Below are 2,402 nucleotides of genomic sequence, written 5' to 3' on the forward strand. Positions count from 1 at the left end.
TGATCATTTTTGTTGGGTGCCTTCTTTTGCGAGGCGCTTTGGGTCAAGTGAAGCCAGTGACCGCCAATTTGACAGAATTGCACCCTCATAATGTGCAGTTAACTGCAAACTGTCGGGGCGATACCTTTCTATTTCAGGTTACCATAACCAGTCCGCACAGGACATTCCGTTATTAGTACTGCCGCCGCTCCGAAACCATCCTTACACCGAGACGAAACCTCTGACTCAAGGGCGGTATGGAGCGACAAAAACGGTCTATATTCGTGATAATTTGTGCTCCATTCTGGTTTTATTTTGGTAAAATGTATCAATTCGTTTGCTCGGTCAAGAAAAAGCAACAAAAAGCCACACGATCGCAAATCGTTCTAACTTTGGGGCACAGGCAGTGCACTGGAGGAGTTTCATCAAATCGAAAAACCGCTGAATTGCGCCGGGTTCTCTGGAAGCTTCGATCCCTGGATAGGGTGAGGCCAAGGTAAAAAACAGCAAACAAACATCCTTTTGGAGCCCACAAACTTGCGGCGGGAGCCGGACAGCCAAGAGTGGTAAAATTCTGGTGCGAACCTTTTCAGTGCAGGAAACGTTCATGACTATTCGCACATGCCCTTCACCTTGATGAACATCTGGCCCGTTTCATAGCCGTTTTCACATGGTCCCTTGCGCCTTTGCGTAGCTTCACATTGTAAAAGACTCATCAAGAAGCCGACCCCGAAATCGGCGACCATTGGTTAATGTGGCCGCTTACTCGAACCCTTCAAACGTCTCTCTGACAGCATCATCCACGGTCCCGGCCCGCAATCTGCTGCCATCGTTGTCGCAGGCATCCTCAAAGGCTTGCCAAAGATGGTCCATTTGCAAAAATGGTTGAAAGCTCGTGCCGGCAAATCTCAATGCGGCGGAAATTCTGGGGCGTAAAGTGTCTGATGCATAGGTTCTGTTGGCTAATTATCTTCATAACCCTGACGGGGTGTGCGGCGAAAACCTACAATGAAATTGACATCATGCCTTCGCCAACGGTCTTTGCCAATGGCACGCTTGACCCGTTCGGGGATGTGACCGAGGGTAATTTCGAGTCGCGGGCGCGTCTGTTTTACGCAACCGACCGCCAGCCCGCAGAACCGGACGACCCGCAGAAAAGCTACAATAATGCACGGGGGCACGTGTTGCGGGCGGGTGTCGCGCAGATTGCGTCGGACCCGCCGCTTGAAAGCTGGGAAAACGCAAGGCGCATCACGCTCGCCGCGGCGCGGGATCGGGACTATAGGCTACGTGTGGCGGGCGTGACCGAGACCGGCATTCTGCCGTTCAGCGCAATCAAATACATGGATACGCCACCCAGCCGTGCCGAGGTCGAATCTGCCGGTCGCCGTTTTGCGTCACAAATCATTGCGCAATTGGCGCAATCGGCCAACAACGACATTTTCATTTACATCCACGGCTATAATGTGGACTTCGACTATTCCACCCTGGTCTCAAGCCAGTTGCAGCATTTCCTGGGCTATCAGGGCGCTTTCATCAGTTACAATTGGACAGCAACCCCAAGTACGCTGGCCTATTTCCGCGATCAGGAATCGGCGCTGGCCTCGCGACGCTATCTGCGCGAGCTGATTGCCTTTCTTTCGACTCATACCGATGCCCGTCGCATTCACCTGATCGGCTACAGCGCCGGGACTAGGCTGGCCTTTGATGCCGCTTATCAAATCGCGTTGGGAGCCGAGGAAAATGCGCGGTTGGGCAAACTCATCCTGATCGGCAGCGACCTGGACCGCGCTTATTTCCTTCATGCTATCGAGGACGGTCTTCTCGATGCGGTTACGGACCTGACGATCTATCAGTCGCAAACGGATTCCGCGCTGGCGATGTCTAGGTTTGTCTTTGGCCGCAAGCGCGTCGGAGAGACCTCGCCGCCCGGCGAAGCAGTGCCTGCGGTGCAAGCGGAACTGGCCCGGACCCCAAGGCTGCATGTCATCGACGTGACGGATGCCGAAGAGGCGGGCACTGGCAACGGGCATTGGTACTTCCGGTCTTCACCATGGGCCAGCAGCGATCTTTTCCTGTCATTGCTGACCAACAAAGACCCCGCCGCGCGCGGACTGGTGCGCGCACCCGGCGAAGTCATCTGGCGTTTTCCAGACGATTATCCGCAAAGGATCAGGGAACTGGTGCGTTTGTACTGAAGGAAAGGAACCGTCTGGTTATCCCCGTCTATTCTCTATTCTGATCAGCTTGCCACACGAGGCTCCCTCGGATCACATTGAAACTCTTATGTAAGGCCATCCATAGGTCAGACTTATGACGTTGAAGGTATAATCGATTTTTCTTGGCATATTAATCTGTCAAGATACCATTGCTCAAATGTGAATTTTACGCCGCGCAAGAATGGCGAACCTGTCAAACAATTC

General features: G+C 53.2%; 1 protein-coding gene. It reads left to right on the forward strand.

The genetic code is table 11. The features are described 5' to 3' along the window. The first annotated feature begins 1,001 nt into the window (after positions 1-1,001). Positions 1,002-2,177: an alpha/beta hydrolase gene (locus ACR0DY_RS19865; protein WP_480547718.1), complete on the forward strand. Its 1,176-nt coding sequence runs from the start codon at positions 1,002-1,004 to the stop codon at positions 2,175-2,177. The last annotated feature ends 225 nt before the right edge of the window (positions 2,178-2,402 follow it).

This window comes from Ruegeria sp. O6, from assembly GCF_056535045.1.

What these genes read in the sequence shown, in the direction of transcription:
- ACR0DY_RS19865 (WP_480547718.1), top strand. Translation starts at nt 1,002, where the DNA reads ATGCCTTCGCCAACGGTCTTTGCCAATGGCACGCTTGACCCGTTCGGG.